This window comes from Pseudomonas sp. B21-040, from assembly GCF_024748695.1.
GTDB lineage: Bacteria > Pseudomonadota > Gammaproteobacteria > Pseudomonadales > Pseudomonadaceae > Aquipseudomonas.
Genome location: NZ_CP087176.1, coordinates 5,057,847 through 5,074,697, shown reverse-complemented (window position 1 = coordinate 5,074,697; position 16,851 = coordinate 5,057,847). Strand labels below are relative to the sequence as shown.

Annotated in this window: 16 protein-coding genes, 3 tRNA genes and 1 riboswitch; of the genes, 14 read left to right on the top strand and 5 right to left on the bottom strand. The window is 58.1% G+C overall.

All coding sequences use genetic code 11. The features are described from left to right. The first annotated feature begins 43 nt into the window (after positions 1-43). The 5 genes from astA to astE all read left to right on the top strand — a co-directional run bounded on the left by astA (position 44) and on the right by astE (position 5,419). On the top strand, positions 44-1,069 hold the full coding sequence (gene astA, locus LOY55_RS23280; RefSeq protein WP_258666904.1) for an arginine N-succinyltransferase: 1,026 nt from the start codon (positions 44-46) through the stop codon (positions 1,067-1,069). Further along, complete coding sequence (gene astD / locus LOY55_RS23275) at positions 1,069-2,535, top strand: succinylglutamate-semialdehyde dehydrogenase (RefSeq protein ID WP_258666902.1); 1,467 nt, start codon at positions 1,069-1,071, stop codon at positions 2,533-2,535. Before astA ends, astD begins: the two co-directional genes overlap by 1 nt. A 201-nt stretch (positions 2,536-2,736) precedes the next feature. Beyond that, a complete protein-coding gene (gene astB / locus LOY55_RS23270; protein ID WP_077431445.1) occupies positions 2,737-4,083 on the top strand; it encodes an N-succinylarginine dihydrolase in 1,347 nt (448 codons plus the stop codon). Positions 4,084-4,109: 26 nt separating this feature from the next. Continuing rightward, a complete protein-coding gene (locus LOY55_RS23265) occupies positions 4,110-4,397 on the top strand; it encodes a hypothetical protein (protein ID WP_046031534.1) in 288 nt (95 codons plus the stop codon). A gap of 11 nt (positions 4,398-4,408) precedes the next feature. Next, positions 4,409-5,419 carry a succinylglutamate desuccinylase gene (gene astE / locus LOY55_RS23260; RefSeq protein WP_046031535.1) on the top strand — a complete coding sequence of 337 codons (1,011 nt, stop codon included), beginning with the start codon at positions 4,409-4,411 and terminating at the stop codon, positions 5,417-5,419. Positions 5,420-5,523: 104 nt separating this feature from the next. On the opposite strand, the gene LOY55_RS23255 is transcribed toward astE, so the two are convergent. Further along, on the bottom strand, positions 5,524-6,033 hold the full coding sequence (locus LOY55_RS23255) for a 6,7-dimethyl-8-ribityllumazine synthase (RefSeq protein ID WP_109785138.1): 510 nt from the start codon (positions 6,031-6,033) through the stop codon (positions 5,524-5,526). A gap of 102 nt (positions 6,034-6,135) precedes the next feature. Further along, positions 6,136-6,307, bottom strand: a riboswitch (FMN riboswitch). A 196-nt stretch (positions 6,308-6,503) separates the two neighbouring features. Between LOY55_RS23255 and ltaE the strand changes: the two genes are divergently transcribed. The 7 genes from ltaE (at position 6,504) to LOY55_RS23220 (ending at position 12,469) form a co-directional block, all read left to right on the top strand. Beyond that, positions 6,504-7,508 carry a low-specificity L-threonine aldolase gene (gene ltaE, locus LOY55_RS23250; protein ID WP_109785139.1) on the top strand — a complete coding sequence of 335 codons (1,005 nt, stop codon included), beginning with the start codon at positions 6,504-6,506 and terminating at the stop codon, positions 7,506-7,508. A 146-nt stretch (positions 7,509-7,654) separates the two neighbouring features. Next, positions 7,655-10,273 carry an alanine--tRNA ligase gene (gene alaS / locus LOY55_RS23245; protein ID WP_046031538.1) on the top strand — a complete coding sequence of 873 codons (2,619 nt, stop codon included), beginning with the start codon at positions 7,655-7,657 and terminating at the stop codon, positions 10,271-10,273. 91 nt (positions 10,274-10,364) lie between these two features. Next, positions 10,365-11,606 carry an aspartate kinase gene (locus LOY55_RS23240; RefSeq protein WP_046031539.1) on the top strand — a complete coding sequence of 414 codons (1,242 nt, stop codon included), beginning with the start codon at positions 10,365-10,367 and terminating at the stop codon, positions 11,604-11,606. Positions 11,607-11,794: 188 nt separating this feature from the next. Further along, positions 11,795-11,983: a carbon storage regulator CsrA gene (gene csrA / locus LOY55_RS23235; protein WP_002554426.1), complete on the top strand. Its 189-nt coding sequence runs from the start codon at positions 11,795-11,797 to the stop codon at positions 11,981-11,983. Positions 11,984-12,045: 62 nt separating this feature from the next. Next, a tRNA-Ser gene (locus tag LOY55_RS23230) sits at positions 12,046-12,136 on the top strand. 108 nt (positions 12,137-12,244) lie between these two features. Next, positions 12,245-12,321 (top strand) — tRNA-Arg (locus LOY55_RS23225). A 71-nt stretch (positions 12,322-12,392) separates the two neighbouring features. After that, positions 12,393-12,469, top strand: a tRNA-Arg gene (locus LOY55_RS23220). Positions 12,470-12,488: 19 nt separating this feature from the next. On the opposite strand, the gene LOY55_RS23215 is transcribed toward LOY55_RS23220, so the two are convergent. Continuing rightward, positions 12,489-13,007 carry a cell envelope protein SmpA gene (locus LOY55_RS23215; protein WP_223522225.1) on the bottom strand — a complete coding sequence of 173 codons (519 nt, stop codon included), beginning with the start codon at positions 13,005-13,007 and terminating at the stop codon, positions 12,489-12,491. Positions 13,008-13,326: 319 nt separating this feature from the next. Between LOY55_RS23215 and mgtE the strand changes: the two genes are divergently transcribed. Beyond that, positions 13,327-14,769, top strand: a complete 1,443-nt coding sequence (mgtE, locus tag LOY55_RS23210) for a magnesium transporter (protein ID WP_109785140.1) — start codon at positions 13,327-13,329, stop codon at positions 14,767-14,769. Between the two features lie 102 nt (positions 14,770-14,871). Here mgtE and LOY55_RS23205 read toward each other — a convergent pair whose 3' ends face one another. After that, entirely contained in the window at positions 14,872-15,198 is a 327-nt protein-coding gene (locus LOY55_RS23205) for an Arc family DNA-binding protein (protein WP_028620557.1), read from the bottom strand. 387 nt (positions 15,199-15,585) lie between these two features. Between LOY55_RS23205 and phnN the strand changes: the two genes are divergently transcribed. Beyond that, positions 15,586-16,158: a phosphonate metabolism protein/1,5-bisphosphokinase (PRPP-forming) PhnN gene (phnN, locus tag LOY55_RS23200; protein ID WP_109785141.1), complete on the top strand. Its 573-nt coding sequence runs from the start codon at positions 15,586-15,588 to the stop codon at positions 16,156-16,158. Here the strand turns inward: phnN and LOY55_RS23195 are convergent. Both LOY55_RS23195 and LOY55_RS23190 read right to left on the bottom strand, forming a co-directional pair. Further along, entirely contained in the window at positions 16,133-16,312 is a 180-nt protein-coding gene (locus LOY55_RS23195; RefSeq protein ID WP_109785142.1) for a PA3371 family protein, read from the bottom strand. The two genes, phnN and LOY55_RS23195, sit on opposite strands and share 26 nt — an antisense overlap. A 23-nt stretch (positions 16,313-16,335) precedes the next feature. After that, a complete protein-coding gene (locus LOY55_RS23190; RefSeq protein ID WP_109785268.1) occupies positions 16,336-16,566 on the bottom strand; it encodes a hypothetical protein in 231 nt (76 codons plus the stop codon). Positions 16,567-16,851: the final 285 nt, after the last annotated feature.

The window sequence follows — 16,851 nt, the reverse complement described above, 5'->3', positions numbered from 1 at the left end:
GAAATTTCACGGGTGGCGCAAGCGGCCCGTTTGAGGAGATAGCATGATCGTTCGTCCCGTACGCAGCAGCGATTTACCCGCTCTGATCGACCTGGCCCGCAGCACTGGCACCGGCCTGACCACTTTGCCGGCCAACGAAGAGCGGCTGGCCCATCGGGTCGGCTGGGCCGAGAAGACCTTTCGCGGCGAAGCCGGGCGCGCTGATGCGGACTACCTGTTCGTACTCGAAGACGACACGGGGCGCGTGGTGGGCATTTCTGCCATCGCCGGCGCCGTCGGCCTGCGTGAGCCCTGGTACAACTTCCGGGTCGGCCTGACGGTCAGCGCTTCGCAAGAGCTGAACATCTACCGCGAGATCCCGACGCTGTTCCTGGCCAATGACCTGACCGGTAACTCTGAGCTGTGCTCGTTGTTCCTGCACGCCGATTACCGCACCGGGCTCAATGGCCGCATGCTGGCCAAGGCGCGGATGCTGTTCATTGCCGAGTTCCCGCAACTGTTCGGCAACAAGACCATCGCCGAGATGCGCGGTGTGTCCGACGAAGCCGGGCGTTCGCCGTTCTGGGAAAGCCTGGGCCGCCACTTCTTCAAGATGGAATTCAGCCAGGCCGATTACCTGACCGGCGTGGGCAACAAGGCGTTCATCGCCGAACTGATGCCGAAGTTTCCGCTGTACACCTGCTTCCTGTCGCCAGATGCGCGCAATGTTATCGGTCAGGTCCACCCGGACACCGAGCCGGCACTGGCCATGCTCAAGAGTGAAGGGTTCAGCTACCAGGGTTACGTCGACATCTTCGACGCCGGCCCGGCCGTGGAGTGCGAAACCGGCAAGATCCGCGCCGTGCGCGACAGCGAGGCACTGGTGTTGGCCATCGGCACGCCGGGTGACGACGCGACGCCTTTCCTGATTCACAACCGCAAGCGCGAAGACTGCCGGATCACTGCCGCGCCAGCACGCTTCGCCGCCGGCACGCTGGTGGTTGATCCGCTGACCGCCAAACGTCTTCAACTCAACGCCGGCGATCAAGTGCGCGCCGTTCCGTTGTCTGCTGCTCGGGAGTCGAAGTAATGAATTCGCTATACATCGCAGGTGAATGGCTGGCTGGCCAGGGCGAAACCTTCCAGTCGCTGAACCCGGTGACCCAGCACGTGCTGTGGGCCGGCGAAGGCGCCACGGCCGCTCAGGTTGAATCCGCCGTGCAAGCCGCTCGTCAGGCATTCCCCGGTTGGGCCCGTCGTACGCTGGATGAGCGCATTGCCGTGCTTGAGGCCTTTGCCGCTGCGCTGAAAAACAAGGCTGACGAACTGGCGCGCTGCATCGGTGAGGAAACCGGCAAACCGCTGTGGGAATCGGCGACCGAAGTGACCAGCATGGTCAACAAGATTGCGATTTCGGTGCAGAGCTACCGTGAGCGTACCGGCGAGAAGAGCGGCCCGCTGGGCGACGCCACCGCTGTGTTGCGTCACAAACCGCACGGCGTGGTGGCCGTGTTCGGTCCTTACAATTTCCCTGGCCACTTGCCGAACGGTCATATCGTGCCGGCGCTGCTGGCCGGTAACAGCGTGTTGTTCAAACCGAGCGAGTTGACCCCGAAAGTCGCCGAGCTGACGGTCAAGTGCTGGATCGAAGCTGGCCTGCCGGCGGGCGTGCTGAACCTGCTGCAAGGCGCTCGCGAAACCGGTATTGCCCTGGCGGCGAACCCGGGCATCGACGGCTTGTTCTTCACCGGCTCCAGCCGCACGGGCAACCACTTGCATCAGCAATTTGCCGGTCGTCCGGACAAAATCCTTGCGCTGGAAATGGGCGGTAACAACCCGCTGGTGGTCGACGAAGTGGCGGACCTCGATGCCGCCGTTTACACCATCATCCAGTCGGCCTTCATTTCTGCCGGCCAGCGTTGCACCTGCGCACGTCGTTTGCTGGTGCCGCAAGGCGCATGGGGCGACACGCTGCTGGCGCGTCTGGTGGCGGTCAGCTCGACGATTGAAGTCGGCGCGTTTGATCAGCAGCCGGCACCGTTCATGGGTTCGGTGATTTCCCTCGGTGCTGCGAAAGCGCTGATGGATGCGCAGGAACATTTGCTGGCCAATGGTGCGGTAGCCTTGCTGGAGATGACTCAGCCTCAGGCTCAAGCGGCCTTGCTGACCCCGGGTATTCTGGATGTCACTGCCGTTGCCGATCGTCCTGACGAAGAGCTGTTCGGCCCGTTGCTGCAAGTGATCCGCTACGCTGATTTTGAAGCGGCGATCGCTGAAGCCAACGACACCGACTATGGCCTGGCGGCGGGCCTGCTGTCGGACTCCGAGGCACGTTATCAGCAGTTCTGGCTGGAAAGCCGCGCCGGTATCGTCAACTGGAACAAGCAATTGACCGGTGCGGCGAGCAGCGCGCCATTTGGCGGCGTCGGTGCCTCGGGCAACCATCGCGCCAGCGCCTACTACGCCGCCGATTACTGCGCGTATCCGGTGGCCTCGCTGGAAACGCCGAGCCTGGTGTTGCCTGCCGCTCTCACGCCTGGCGTGAAGCTTTCTTAGGGCTTATGTAGCACCTGCCGAAGGCTGCGTTCGGCTGCGAAGCAGTCGCGATTGCGGTATCCATGATTCTGATCTGGAAACACGGTGTACCGATTAACGACTGCTACGCAGCCGAACGCAGCCTTCGGCAGCTGCTACAGGATTCGCATCCAGTCATATTTATTGAAGCCTATAACAACAGATTCTCGTGGAGCCTCGCTGATGAAATCCTATGAAGTCAATTTTGACGGTCTAGTGGGGCCGACCCATAACTACGGCGGCCTGTCCTACGGCAACGTCGCGTCCCAGAGCAACAGCCAGCAATCTTCGAACCCGAAGGAAGCCGCGCTGCAAGGCCTGGCGAAAATGAAATCGCTGATGGAGATGGGCTTCCAGCAGGGCGTGCTGGCGCCGCAAGAACGCCCGGACATCGCCGCGCTGCGTCGTCTTGGCTTCAGCGGCACCGATGCTCAAGTGATCGAGCGCGCCGCCAAAGAAGCGATGCCGTTGCTGGTCGCCAGTTGCTCGGCGTCGAGCATGTGGGTGGCCAACGCCGCCACGGTCAGCCCAAGTGCCGACACGGCCGATGGCCGCGTGCATTTCACTGCCGCCAACCTCAACTGCAAATATCACCGCAGCATCGAACACCCGACCACCAGTCGCGTTCTGGGGGCAATGTTCGCCGATCAGAAGCACTTTGCTCACCACGCCGCGTTGCCGGCCGTGGCGCAGTTCGGTGACGAAGGCGCCGCCAACCACACCCGTTTCTGCCGTGAATACGGTGAAGCAGGCGTCGAGTTCTTCGTGTTCGGTCGCAGCGCTTTCGATACCCGTTACCCGGCGCCGCAGAAATACCCGGCGCGCCAGACACTGGAAGCGTCCCAGGCCGTTGCCCGCCTGCACGGCTTGAGTGAAGACGGCGTGGTCTACGCGCAGCAGAACCCGTCGGTGATCGATCAGGGCGTGTTTCACAACGACGTGATCGCCGTGGGTAACGGTGAGGTGTTGTTCTATCACGAGGACGCGTTCCTCGACACCGAGCAGATGCTGGCGGAACTGCAAAGCAAACTCGCCAAGGTCGGTGGGAAATTCCAGTCAGTCTGCGTACCGCGTTCGGCAGTTACCGTCGAAGACGCCGTTCGTTCCTACTTGTTCAACAGCCAACTGCTGTCGCGTCCTGACGGTTCGATGCTGTTGATCGTGCCGGAAGAGTGCCGTGGCAACGAGCGTGTCTGGCAATACCTGCAAGGTTTGACCGGCTCCGGCGGCCTGATCCGTGAAGTGAAGGTATTCGATCTCAAGCAAAGCATGCAGAACGGCGGTGGCCCGGCTTGCCTGCGGCTGCGCGTCGCACTGAATGAAACCGAGCTGGCGGCCGTCAATCCAGGGGTTATCATGACGGCCCCGTTGTACGGCACGCTGACCGAATGGGTCGACAAGCACTACCGCGACCGCATGACCGAAACCGATCTCGCGGACCCGCAATTGTTGCTTGAGTGCCGGACGGCACTGGATGAACTGACGCAAATCCTTAAACTGGGCGCGGTTTATCCATTCCAGATCAATTGAAAGTCTCAACCGAGAGCGTAAAAAACATGAGCGATACCCTGCAGCTGATCCTTGAAGACACCGACGGCACGCAACTGGAAACTTCCTGCACCCGCGTCGCGGTCATGTGGCAAGGCAAAGAGCTGTGGATCCAGCACGATGGCCGCGGCCAACTGCTGATCGGTGTGGACGTTGAAGAAGGCGACGCTGAATACGCCAACCTGCTGCTGCGCCCATTGGCGACTAATCTGGTAAGTCTGCAACTGGAAATGGAACCGGCTGAAGTCGGCGACGAAGACCACGTGCATGGCCCGGATTGCGCACACGACCACTAAGGAAACGCTCTATGCTCGCCCTCGGCAAACTGCTTGAACTAACCCTCGCCGGCCGCGAACCGGCGGAGAAGACTCAACTGACAGTCGAAGGCGTGCGGATGCGCTGGTTGAGCGAAGGTGCGCTGGAAGTCCGGCCACCTGAGGCTCGCGACAACGGCCTGGACCTGCTGCTGTCGGCCGGTATCCATGGCAACGAAACAGCGCCGATCGAATTGCTCGATCGCCTGTTGCATGACATCGCCCGTGGCGACCTCAAGCCACGCGCACGTATTCTGTTCCTGTTCGGTAACCCCGACGCGATCCGTAAAGGCGAGCGTTTTATCGAGCAGGACGTCAATCGGCTGTTCAATGGCCGTCACGAACAAAGCAGCGGCTCAGAAGCCTTGCGCGCTTGTGAGCTGGAGCGGCTGGCGGCGAGTTTCTTCAGCCTGCCGGATCGCCAGCGCCTGCACTACGATCTGCACACTGCGATTCGCGGCTCGAAAATCGAACAGTTCGCCTTGTACCCCTGGAAGGAAGGCCGCCAGCATTCGCGTCTGGAACTGGCGCGCCTGCGTGCTGCCGGGATGGAGGCCGTGTTGTTGCAGAACAAGCCGTCCATCGTCTTCAGTTCCTACACCTACGACAAGCTGGGCGCCGAGTCCTTCACCCTTGAACTGGGCAAGGCACGGCCGTTCGGGCAGAACGACGGGGTCAACGTTTCCCTGCTGGAAAACCGCCTGAAACAGATCATCGAAGGCACCGAGCCGGAACTGACCGACGCAGCGCTGGACGGTTTGCAGCTGTACAGCGTGGCGCGGGAAATCATCAAGCACAGCGATAGCTTCCGCTTGAACCTTCCAGTGGACATCGAGAATTTTTCGCAGCTGGAGGTGGGTTATCTGTTGGCGGAAGACATCGCCAATACCCGCTGGATCATCGAAGAAGAGGGCGCCCGGATCATCTTTCCGAACCCCAAGGTGAAGAATGGCTTGCGTGCCGGCATTCTGGTCGTGCCGACGACTGACGAAAACCTGGCCTGACCACAACTTAAGCGATACGCAACCCCCCTGTGGGAGCGAGCAAGCTCGCTCCCACAGTTGGTTTGGGTGAAGGCAGAGACTTCACCCGGACCAAAGATTTTGGATTAGACAGCCATTGCACGCGGCTCGGTGCGGCGCAGCGCACGCATCTTCTGCAGCGTATCCGCGCACGTTTTCGCCGCTTCCTGGCCTTTATGCAGGAAATGCTCGAAGAAGAATTTCTGGTGCTCTTCACCGGCATGGAAGTGGTGCGGGGTCAGGGATACCGAGAACACTGGCACTTCGGTTTCCAGTTGCACCTGCATCAGGCCGCTGACCACCGACTGGGCGACGAACTCGTGACGGTAGATCCCGCCATCAACCACCAGGGCTGCGGCGACGATGCCGGCATAACGACCGGTCTTGGCCAGCAACTTGGCGTGCAGGGGCATTTCAAAGGCGCCGCCGACTTCGAAGAAATCGATTTCTGACTCCTGATAACCCTGGGCAATCATTTCGGTCACGAAGCCTTTACGGCTCTGATCGACGATTTCCTTGTGCCAGCAGGCCTGGATGAACGCAACGCGCTCGCCATGAGAGTGTTTGCTTTTGCTGTCAATTGCGGTGGGTTGCATGTTCTGACTCCTGTTTATGGTTAAAACAGGGCATATGAATCGAATGGGATTTGAGGGTGCGCACGCTCGCACGAATGCCTGCGGACGGCCCTATGGTGTCAATCCCGTTCTCTCTTCATCCGGACTATGACCGTCGGCCCCGGGATCACACCGGGTCTGCTGACCTTGTCGTCATACACAGCCAATGCCGTGCCTGTCGCCAAGCGCTCGCGGGCTATGCGCATTGCGCGCAATTACCGCCGGTGGGGAGTTGCACCCCGCCCTGAGAACGTTTTTGCCGCCGGAATGTTTGGCGGCGCAGCGTTTTTATCACATATTTGCGGTATGCGCATGGCCCCTTTTGGATGATTGTCATCGACTTTTCCGTTGGTTTAATCGACCTTTTCCTGCGCAAGGGTTGATTAATCGTCGCCATGCCCGCAGTAATTCTTTCCTGAAAGGGATTTCCCCTGCTTACCGAGGCCAGATTCATGAGTGTTATCGATCTTCGCAGCGACACCGTCACCCAACCTTGCGCCAGCATGCTCGACGCGATGGCCACAGCCACCACCGGTGACGATGTTTATGGTGAAGATCCGACGGTCAATCGTCTGGAAACCGAATTGGCCAAGCGCCTGGGTTTCGCGGCGGCGCTGTTCGTTCCGACAGGCACCATGAGCAACTTGCTGGGCCTGATGGCACATTGCGAGCGTGGCGAGGAGTACATCGTTGGCCAGCAGGCGCACACCTATAAGTACGAAGGTGGCGGTGCGGCGGTGCTCGGTTCGATTCAGCCGCAGCCGCTGGAAGTGCAGGCCGATGGCTCGCTGGACCTGGCCCACGTGGCGGCCGCGATCAAACCGGACGATTTCCATTTCGCCCGCACCCGTTTGCTGGCGCTGGAAAACACCATGCAAGGCAAGGTGCTGCCGCTTGAGTATCTGGCGCGGGCCCGTGGTTTTACCCGTGAGCACGGGTTGCAGCTGCACCTGGACGGCGCGCGGTTATACAACGCGGCAGTCAAACTGGGGGTTGATGCCCGGGAAATCACTCAGCACTTCGATTCCGTTTCGGTCTGCTTGTCCAAAGGCCTGGGAGCGCCAGTCGGTTCGGTGCTGTGCGGTTCGGTCGAGTTGATCGGCAAGGCACGCCGGTTACGCAAAATGGTCGGCGGTGGCATGCGTCAGGCCGGGATTCTGGCCGCGGCGGGCCTGTACGCGCTGGACAACAACGTCCAGCGTCTGGCCGACGACCATGCCAACGCACAGTTGCTGGCCGAAGGCCTGCGTGCGGCGGGCTATGAGGTTGAACCGGTGCAGACCAACATGGTTTACGTGGCCATGGGTGACAACGCCGAGGCGATCAAGCGCTTCGCCACTGATCGTGGCATCAAGCTCAGCGCTGCCGGTCGGCTGAGAATGGTCACGCACATGGATGTCAGCCGTGCTCAAATCGAACAAGTCGTCGCGGCATTCGTCGACTTTTCGCGCAAGTGATAGCGTTAGCGTTCCATTTGACCGTTTCTATCGTATAAACACGCTGTACCCCGCGCGCAGGGCCGATATAATGCGGCCCTTTGCCGTCGCTTCGTCTGTTGACGTTTCGAACAGGCCTTTGGCCGCAGCCTCCGTGGAAGAACCTAATGAAAAGCGCAGAAATCCGTGAAGCCTTCCTTCGCTTCTTCGAAGAGCAAGGCCACACCCGTGTAGCCTCCAGCTCTTTGATTCCGGGCAACGACCCAACCCTGCTGTTCACTAACGCGGGGATGAACCAGTTCAAGGACTGCTTCCTGGGCCAGGAAAAACGCGCGTACACCCGCGCCACCAGCAGCCAGAAATGCGTACGCGCCGGCGGCAAGAACAGCGACCTGGAAAACGTCGGTTATACCGCTCGTCACCACACATTCTTCGAAATGCTCGGTAACTTCAGCTTCGGTGACTATTTCAAGCACGACGCGATTACCTTCGCCTGGACTTTCCTGACCGGCGTTTTGAAGCTGCCGAAGGAAAAACTCTGGGTCACCGTCTATGCCTCGGACGACGAAGCGTATGACATCTGGACCAAAGAAATCGGTGTGCCGGTCGAGCGCATGATTCGCATCGGCGACAACAAGGGCGCGCCTTACGCCTCCGACAACTTCTGGACCATGGGCGATACTGGCCCGTGTGGCCCATGCACCGAGATTTTCTACGATCACGGCGACCACATCTGGGGCGGCCCACCGGGCTCGCCGGAAGAAGACGGTGACCGCTACATCGAGATCTGGAACAACGTATTCATGCAGTTCAACCGCACCGCCGATGGCGTATTGCATCCGCTGCCAGCGCCGTCGGTCGACACCGGCATGGGCCTGGAGCGGATCAGTGCGGTAATGCAGCACGTAAACTCCAACTACGAAATCGACCTGTTCAAGAACCTGCTGAGCGCGTCGGCCGATGCGATCGGCTGCGAAAATGGCGATCAGTCTTCGCTGAAAGTGGTTTCCGACCACATCCGTTCGTGCGGCTTCCTGATCGCCGACGGCGTTCTGCCGTCCAACGAAGGTCGCGGTTATGTACTGCGCCGGATCATTCGTCGCGCCTGCCGTCACGGTAACAAGCTGGGCGCAACCGGTAGCTTCTTCTACAAGATCGTCGCGGCGCTGGTGGCCGAGATGGGCGAAGCCTTCCCGGAACTCAAGCAGCAACAGACCAACATTGAGCGCGTGCTCAAGGCCGAGGAAGAGCAGTTCTCCAAGACCCTGGAACACGGCTTGAAGATTCTCGAGCAGGATCTGGCCGAACTCAAAGGCACTGTGGTGCCGGGCGACGTGGTGTTCAAGCTGTATGACACCTACGGTTTCCCAATGGACCTGACCGCCGACATTGCCCGTGAGCGAGAGCTGACCATCGACGAAGCCGGATTCGAGCGCGAGATGGAAGCCCAGCGCGTGCGTGCGCGTTCGGCCAGCTCGTTCGGCCTGGACTACAACACCCTGGTCAAGGTTGACGTGGCCACCGAATTCACTGGCTACACCGATACCAGCGGTTCGGCAAAAATCGTTGCCCTGTACAAGGACGGCCAGTCGGTCGACGTATTGAGCGAAGGCGACGAGGGCGTGATCGTTCTCGACAAGACGCCGTTCTACGCCGAATCCGGTGGCCAGATCGGCGATTGTGGTTATCTGCAAGCCGGCGCTTCGCGTTTCGACGTGCGTGACACCACCAAGACCGGCGGAGCGTTCCTGCACCACGGCGTGCTGGCAAGCGGCAGCCTGATCATCGGCGCTCCCGTGGAAGCCCACGTTGAGGCTGACGTGCGTCACGCCACTTCGCTGAACCACTCGGCGACCCACTTGCTGCACGCGGCATTGCGTCAGGTGCTGGGCGATCACGTTCAGCAAAAAGGCTCGTTGGTCGACAGTCAGCGCCTGCGCTTTGACTTCAGTCACTTCGAGGCGATCAAGCCTGAGCAGTTGAAAGCGCTGGAAGACATCGTCAACGCCGAGATTCGCAAGAACTCCGCCGTTGAAACCGAAGAAACCGACATCGAAACCGCCAAGAAGAAGGGCGCCATGGCGCTGTTCGGCGAGAAGTACGGCGACAACGTGCGCGTACTGAGCATGGGCGGTGATTTCTCCGTCGAGCTGTGCGGCGGTATCCACGCCAACCGTACTGGCGATATCGGCCTGCTGAAAATCATCAGCGAAGGCGGTGTGGCATCGGGCGTACGTCGTATCGAGGCAGTCACTGGTGCTGCGGCACTGGCCTACTTGAACGCGGCTGAAGAACAACTCAAGGAAGCGGCGAACCTGGTCAAGGGTAGCCGCGACAACCTGATCGACAAGCTGTCGGCTGTGCTGGAGCGCAACCGTCTGCTGGAGAAGCAACTCGAGCAGTTGCAGGCCAAGGCTGCCAGCGCGGCGGGCGACGATCTGTCGGCCTCTGCACTGGACGTCAAAGGCGTGAAGGTGTTGGCCGTGCGTCTGGACGGTCAGGACGGCAAAGCGCTGCTGGCGCTGGTCGATCAACTGAAAAACAAACTCGGCCGCGCAGTGATCCTGCTCGGCAGTGTCCATGAGGAAAAGGTCGTTCTGGTTGCAGGCGTAACCAAAGACCTGACTGGCCAACTCAAAGCCGGTGATTTGATGAAGCAAGCCGCTGCGGCAGTGGGCGGGAAGGGCGGTGGTCGTCCGGACATGGCGCAGGGCGGCGGTACAGACGCTGGCGCACTGGATGCAGCATTGGCCCTGACCGTTCCATTTGTAGAGCAGGGTTTATAAGGCAGTGTGTCTGGCCCGCGGTCTAGTGGCGGGCCAGAACGCTGTTTGAGTGATTATTTGGGCGCCCTTCATGGGCAGAGGCGGCTTTGAAATGGCTTTGATCGTACAGAAATTTGGAGGCACCTCAGTCGGCACTGTCGAGAGAATCGAGCAGGTCGCCGACAAGGTTAAGAAATTCCGCGATGCCGGCGATGACCTGGTGGTTGTGCTGTCTGCAATGAGCGGCGAAACCAACCGTCTGATCGATCTGGCCAAGCAAATCAGTGGTGATGACCAACCGGTTCCGCGTGAACTGGATGTGATCGTCTCCACCGGTGAGCAGGTGACGATTGCGCTGTTGGCCATGGCGCTGATGAAGCGTGGCGTGCCAGCGGTGTCGTACACCGGCAATCAGGTACGGATTCTGACCGATAGCGCGCACAATAAAGCGCGTATCTTGCAGATTGATGACCAGAAGATTCGCGGCGACCTGAAGGCCGGTCGCGTGGTGGTTGTCGCCGGTTTCCAGGGCGTCGACGAGCACGGCAACATCACCACCCTCGGTCGTGGCGGTTCCGATACCACCGGCGTGGCGCTGGCAGCAGCCTTGAAGGCTGATGAATGCCAGATCTACACCGATGTCGATGGTGTCTACACCACTGACCCGCGCGTGGTGTCCGTGGCCCAGCGCCTGGAAAAGATTACCTTCGAAGAGATGCTGGAAATGGCCAGCCTCGGTTCCAAGGTTTTGCAGATCCGTGCGGTCGAGTTCGCCGGCAAGTACAACGTTCCGCTGCGCGTTCTGCACAGCTTCAAGGAGGGTCCGGGCACCCTCATTACTATTGATGAAGAGGAAACCATGGAACAGCCGATCATTTCCGGTATCGCTTTCAACCGCGATGAAGCCAAGCTGACCATCCGTGGCGTGCCAGACATCCCGGGCGTTGCATTCAAGATTCTCGGCCCGATCAGTGCCGCGAACATTGAAGTCGACATGATCGTGCAGAACGTTGCGCACGATAACACCACCGACTTCACCTTCACTGTGCACCGCAACGACTACCAGGCGGCGCAAACCGTGCTGGAAAAAACTGCTAGCGAACTGGGTGCCCGTGAAGTCGTGGGTGACACCAAGATCGCCAAGGTGTCGATCGTGGGCGTTGGCATGCGTTCGCACGCAGGCGTGGCTAGCCGCATGTTCGAATCGCTGGCGAAAGAAAGCATCAATATCCAGATGATCTCGACCTCGGAAATCAAAGTCTCCGTTGTGATCGAAGAGAAGTACCTGGAACTGGCTGTGCGCGCTCTGCACACAGCTTTCGAACTGGACGCGCCAGCCCGTCAGGGCGAGTGATGCGTTTGACGAAGGGCGCGGTCTGACCGCGCCCTTCGTTTTTTTTTGAGTGGCGCGACCTGGAACTGTTCTTTTGCTCGCGCTGGTCAATACTCAGGCATGTAGGGCTGCGATCATTCTGGTTGTGGGTCGAGTGCCTTTTTTTTGCAGACTGTTGTCCCTGAAATGAAATGCGTTAGGAGAAAGGTATGCTGATTCTGACCCGTCGGTGCGCAGAAAGCCTGATTATTGGTGATGGCGAAATCACCGTGACCGTGCTCGGCGTCAAAGGAAATCAAGTGCGTATCGGTGTCAACGCCCCGAAAGAGGTTGCTGTGCATCGTGAGGAAATTTACCTGCGTATAAAGAAAGAGAAGGACGAAGAACCAAGCCATTAATTTTTATCGTTTTTTATGTTTGCAAACGGGGAAAAGGTTGGTTAAGATACGCCCCGTGTTGCGGAGAGCTGGCCGAGTGGCCGAAGGCGCTCCCCTGCTAAGGGAGTACACCTCAAAAGGGTGTCGGGGGTTCGAATCCCCCGTTCTCCGCCATTATTTGCGTAGTACGTTGTAATCTGGCTTCTTCGGTAAGTTGTTGAAATTACTAGAAAAAAGCGCTTTACAAAAAGATTCAACGGCCTATAATGCGCGGCAACAAATGCACTCGTAGCTCAGCTGGATAGAGTACTCGGCTACGAACCGAGCGGTCACAGGTTCGAATCCTGTCGAGTGCACCATTTAAGAGTCATCTGCAGCAATGTGAATGACTTGGCTTCAACCAGTTGTGATCTGGTCTAAAAACACAAATGCACTCGTAGCTCAGCTGGATAGAGTACTCGGCTACGAACCGAGCGGTCACAGGTTCGAATCCTGTCGAGTGCACCATACAACAGAAAGCCCGCATTTAATGCGGGCTTTTTGCCGTCTGGGATTTGGCTTTTCCTTTCGTACATCCTTTCTCGTCGAACTCGACATGTGCGCTGCGACCTCGCTGGGTGTCGTAACGGTAACTCGTTGATGAATTCCTGATACTGATCTTGTCTGGCTTGCCGAGAGCGCTCTCGACATCCTGTTGGCTCATGCCGGCAACGACTCGTTGATTGATGATCGCTTCGCGCCGTTTTCTGGCGTCGATCAGATTTCCACATTTGTCCTCGGCTTGACCCACAATGGTCGGCGCTCTGCTTTTGCTATTCCTGCCTGATTTTTCAGTGCTGTCGGCGTTCGGCATGAGCGCCATCACGCTGCCGGGGGTGAAGGGGCGCACCTCCTGCACTGACAGGCTCTCTGCGTCCGTGCAGCTCATAGTGGTGAAGGTCAGGTGCCCGTTGGGTGCCTCGCACCGGTGGACAGCCGCCGCATGCAACCAAGGCGACAGGCAAAGCAGCGCGCTCAGCAAAAAATAGTAGGAATAAGGTGACATTTGGCGTCCTCCATGACGGTCGATATCAAGGGTAGCTGCTACATTTTTTGAGAGCGGTGTGTTTTCTTTTCAGAATGAGTCGTCGCAGTTTGATAGATAAGGTGGCGCTCAGGTTTGGCTTGCAAGCGCTTGTTTCAGCCACGATTTTTTAACGTTTAAAACCGTTGGGCGGTGTATCATTGCGCCCGTCAGCCCCGCCGGGGCTTGTGGAATACATCCATGGACTTACCCAGTAGTTACTCAATACCCCGTTTTACCAATCATGAATTGACTGATTGATCCTTCCGGCGTGCCCCGCTGCTGGGAGTGGAGTTCGCCTATGTCCGAAGTTGAAGTAAAGAAAACGCAAGAAAGCCTGCAGGACCGCCTCGCTCAAGTTGTTGAGCTGTTGCAGCGTCAGCGGGTTGTCGAAGACCTGACTCATCGCCAGGAAGGTCCGCACCACGACCGGGTCGAGAACCTGGTTCACCGGCAGAATCTCGTCGAGCTGCAACGCAAGCTCGATGATCTGCACTCCGCCGACGTCGCCTACATCCTTGAAGCACTGCCGCTGGGCGATCGTCTGACGCTTTGGCAGCTGGTCAAGGCGGATCGTGACGGCGACATCCTGCTCGAAGTATCCGACTCGGTCCGTGAAACCCTGATCGCCGACATGGACGATCACGAGCTCCTGGCGGCGGCCAAGGACATGGACGCCGACGAACTTGCTGACCTGGCTTCCGAGCTGCCGCGAGACGTCGTCCACGAGCTGATGGAAACCCTCGACGGCCAGCAGCGTGAGCGCGTTCGCTCCGCGTTGTCCTATGACGAGGAGCAGGTCGGTGCACTGATGGACTTCGAGATGGTGACCATCCGTGAGGATGTCAGTCTCGAAGTGGTCCTGCGTTACCTGCGCCGTCTCAAGGAGCTGCCGGGTCATACCGACAAATTGTTTGTGGTCGACTATGACGGCGTGCTCAAGGGCGTGCTGCCGATCAAGCGTTTGCTGGTCAACGATCCGGAAAAACAGGTTTCGGAAGTCATGGCCAGCGATCCGGTGAGTTTTCACCCGGACGAAGACGCCTACGACGCTGCTCAGGCGTTTGAACGTTATGACTTGATCTCTGCCCCCGTGGTCGACAAGAACGGCAAGCTGATCGGCCGTCTGACCATCGACGAAATGGTCGACCTGATTCGTGAAGAGAGCGAAAACGAAGTTCTCAACATGGCGGGTCTGCGCGAAGAAGAAGACATTTTTGCGTCAGTCTGGAAATCCCTGCGTAACCGTTGGGCCTGGCTGGCGGTGAACCTGATTACTGCGTTTATTGCTTCCCGGGTAATTGGCCTGTTTGAAGGCTCCATCGAAAAACTGGTCGCGCTGGCGGCACTGATGCCGATCGTCGCCGGTATCGGTGGCAACTCCGGTAACCAGACCATCACCATGATCGTGCGGGCCATGGCTCTGGATCAGGTCAGTACCGGCAATACCTCGCGACTGATGCGCAAGGAGCTGGCGGTCGGTTTGATCAATGGCCTGGTCTGGGGCGGGGTGATTGGGGTAGTGGCCTATATGCTTTACGGCAGTTGGTCCCTTGGCGTGGTCATGACTGCCGCCATGACGCTCAATCTGTTGCTGGCAGCATTGATGGGGGTTTTGATTCCAATGACCCTGGCGCGACTTGGGCGCGACCCGGCGATGGGCGCGAGTGTAATGATTACTGCCATGACCGACAGCGGCGGATTCTTCATCTTCCTCGGGCTGGCGACGATCTTTCTGCTCTGACGTGTACGCTTTTGAAAACCCGCCCAACCCGGCGGGTTTTTTTTGCCAGATTTCAGGCAAAAAAAAGCCAGCAATTATGCTGGCTTGAGCTTTCGGGATGAATCAGGAAGCGTCGGCGGCCAATTCGGCGTCGTGGGCAATCAGCGACACGAGAGCGTTTTGTTGGCGGTGAGAGAGTTGACGAAAGCGTTGCAGTAACTCGCGTTCGTGCAATGACAGTTCGGGGCTGTCCAGGCGCATGCTCAATTCTTCGCCCAGTGCGCCTTCCTGAATAAGGCTCTGCTCAAGGCGCGCAATGATTTCGGAGTTCATGCTGCGATGATGATTGCGAGCCACCTCGGCAATGCGTTCACGCATTCCGTCTGGCAGACGTACGACGAACTTGTCAGCCGTACGGCTGGAATAAATTGCCTGTTTCAATGGGCGCATATATTTAACCGGTTAGTTCAGGGGAGCGGTTCTCGGGATTGGCCGCAGGATGTCTGGTAGGACAAGCGTTATGGCCAAATGTTCAACCTGAATTGATAGAGGCGCGCATCATGCCTCAAAGCAGCCAGATCATTGGCGTCAATTCTGTGACAAATATTGATCTGGGTAAAGGCGTTCTGCCAGCACCCATTTTCAGAAATGCGGACTGGTTGGAAAAAATTTGCCCAGCGCCGCATCGCTGAATGCATCCTTTGCCTCCGCAGGTGATGTCCGAAAACGCCTGAAGGTGCATGCTATAAGGATTCGATCCTTGATCCTTGTCTAATACAGAATAGTGGCAAATTGCCGATTTACTAGGGGCTCAAGTGTCGTGGGGGATGATTCAGGATGGATGGCAGGCTGATTTATCTGATGGGGCCTTCCGGATCCGGCAAAGACAGCCTCATTGAAGCGGCTCGAATACCGTTGCGCTCGATGAACTGCGAAGTGGTGCGTCGGGTCATCACACGCTCGGCCGAGTCTGTGGGTGAGGACGCCATCGGCGTATCCCGCGAAGAATTCGAGCGTCGCAAAGACGCAGGGGACTTTGCCTTGTCGTGGCATGCCAATGGCCTGGGTTATGGCATTCCGATTCAGATTAATGATTGGCTCAAGGGCGGTCGTCACGTACTGATCAACGGTTCTCGCGGTCATTTTGCCGAGGCGCTACAACGCTATCCCGCGCTGTTGCCGGTAGTGCTGACCGTAACGGATGAAGTGTTGCGTAAGCGCCTGGTGCGGCGTGGCCGCGAGAGTCTTGATGAGATCGAAGCGAGACTGCGGCGTAATGAACAATTCGCCGCTAACGATTTACTCGGTAATACGCAGGTCCATCGACTGGATAATTCCGGGGAGCTCTCTGTCACCGTTGCCAACCTGCTGCATCTACTGACACTCAACGCAGAACCGGATCGAATTTGATTTTTCGACCGGCAATCAATGCCAGCACAAATAAGCCACCAAAAACGCCGCAGGCAATCAGGGGCGGGGTGACCACTGATTCCTGAACCAATGCCAGATGAAGAATGCCGCTCAGTAAGGCAAGGATCAAAAATCCTGCAGCTGATTTGGACATGCTGTGCTCCTGATAGGGATGATTCAAAATACAAAGCGTTCTGAAGCCTGCGACACGGGTGTACCTTCCTGGCTCACATCCTGGCGATTAAAACCGTGCTGATCATTCATCACCGCTAACTGCGGGGCTTTTTGCAGTTGCAGGTAATGCGGCATGCGCTGAGCAACCTGCGTCGCACTGCTCTCGGGGGCAAAATGAAAACTCGCCAGGACTGCAAGAGCGATTGCATTCGAGAGTAAAAGGGCGCGGTTCATGAGGCTCACCTCAGCTGTTCTGGAGAACATTCTTGAGAACAGCTGAAGCAGCCCGCGTGCCAGGAGTTTAACGGCTATTAAATCCTTTAAAAACAAAGAATTAACTTATCTTTGAAAACGGCCTGCGTTGCAAATTGCAATGATGGCATTTTGAGAGGATGCAATTTGCACGGTAAACGAACCCACCCTCATGCGGGCGTCTGCCTACAGTTAAAAAGCCCTACGGACGACATGACAAACGCAGGCCTGCCCGTTAACATGCAGGCCCTCCATCGCACCGCAATG